Consider the following 1,294-nt stretch of genomic DNA (forward strand, 5'->3'; position numbering starts at 1 on the left):
GCGGTAACCTGACCGTAACTGATTGATGAAAGGAGCGAAAAGCAGATTAAAAATACGCTATAGGTTGTTTTTAGCATAACTTAAGTTTTAATATTAATTAATTGATCGTTTCAAAACTAACAATTAATTAACAGACGGTGTTTCCACTGCCCTCCTAAATTTGAGCAAAATTTAGTTTTTCATTAATAAGGAGTGATTTGCTGCAAAAGCATAAGTTAGGTTTTTGGCAACATTTGCTGGCAGCAGGTAATGATTTCATCATGTTTATTTGGGAAGTTTGTGCTCGTGATTACGAATTTAGAAAAGCTTAAAAAATTAAACGTTTTAAAATAGGCCAAAACGTAATAAAATCCATTGAAACAACATTTCAAACGTTTGAAATAATTGCGTTTTTTTCTTAACTATGCACTGAGATTGGAAAAGATAATGAATAATACCCCTGTTACACTAAAATTCTTGGCTGAAAAGTTAAAGATGTCAGTATCAACAGTATCAAAGGCCCTTAATAACTACCCAACCATAAACGAGTACACGAAACAACGTGTTCAGGAAATGGCCCGCGATTTGCATTTTACGCCCAATAAATCAGCTATTAATTTAAAGGAAAAGAAATCGCACATTATTGGTATTATCTTACCCAATCTTTTAGATCACTATTTTACCAGAAGTATTTATGGTGTAGAGCAATTTGCCACACAAAATGGATATAATGTTATTATCAGCCAATCTCACGATGACCTGAAAAAAGAAATCCAATCTGCAAATATGTTGTTGCGGAGCCGGGTTGATGGTTTAATTGTGGCTATTTCAAAACACACGCAAGATTTTTCGCATTTAGACCAGTTCGAAAACATGGGCACTCCGGTAGTGTATTATGCCCGAAACCCGAGTTTTAACTTAAGCTGCCATAAAGTTTTGGGCAATACTTTTCAGGRCAGTTATCAGGCTACAAAGTTTTTAATAGACAGGGGGCATAAAAAGATTGCTTATTTAGGCGGTCCAAAAATGATTAATTTTACGCACGATCGCTTTAATGGCTACATCAATGCTTTAAATGATAATCAGGTTCCTTTTTCATCAGAATTGGTTGCTTACACCGATTTCGACAAAGAAAATACGATCTCAGCAATTAAGAATTTATTTGCCAACCCAGAAAATATGCCTACTGCGCTCGTGGCTTTTAAAGAACCTATTATGTTCGATGCGATGAAATACCTGAAATCGATAAACCACCCTGACTTTGACAAAATTGAATACGTAGGATTCGGGAACACCTCTTTTATCAGTTATCTCG

Annotated in this window: 1 protein-coding gene; it reads left to right on the forward strand. The window is 35.1% G+C overall.

Annotated features, from left to right (window positions below; translation table 11 throughout):
* Nucleotides 1–474 precede the first annotated feature (474 nt).
* The coding region (locus AC1DPQ_RS28000) for a LacI family DNA-binding transcriptional regulator (protein WP_477611606.1) at nucleotides 475–1,294 on the forward strand (820 nt) is incomplete at its 3' end.

This window comes from Pedobacter sp. 01T416_2 (assembly GCF_056398925.1).